This is a genomic window from Peribacillus sp. SIMBA_075 (genome assembly GCF_046534585.1).
In genome coordinates, this window is the sequence record NZ_JAWRYN010001066.1 from 1 (window position 1) to 255 (window position 255).

Below are 255 nucleotides of genomic sequence, written 5' to 3' on the forward strand. Positions count from 1 at the left end.
TTTCAACTTTCGCTGTAACAGTTGCTCCTTCTACGAAAGGAACACCCACTTTAGTATCGTCTCCACCTACAAATAGAACTTTATCAAATGTTACTGTTTCGCCAGCTTCTGCGTTCACTTTCTCAACGTAGATTTCTTGGCCAGCTTCCACTTTGATTTGTTTTCCACCAGTTTCAATAATTGCGTACATATCCTTGCACCTCCTCTTAGACTAAGACTCGCCTCTCCAGGTGATCTTGCGATGCTTAAAAACCT

Annotated in this window: 1 protein-coding gene and 1 other annotated feature; the gene reads right to left on the reverse strand. The window is 42.0% G+C overall.

Going from position 1 to position 255, the window contains the following annotated elements:
• The coding region (gene rplU, locus SB775_RS31565; RefSeq protein ID WP_410865227.1) for a 50S ribosomal protein L21 at window positions 1-190 on the reverse strand (190 nt) is incomplete at its 3' end.
• A gap of 14 nt (window positions 191-204) precedes the next feature.
• Window positions 205-255: a sequence feature (ribosomal protein L21 leader region), on the reverse strand. This feature is flagged as partial in the annotation.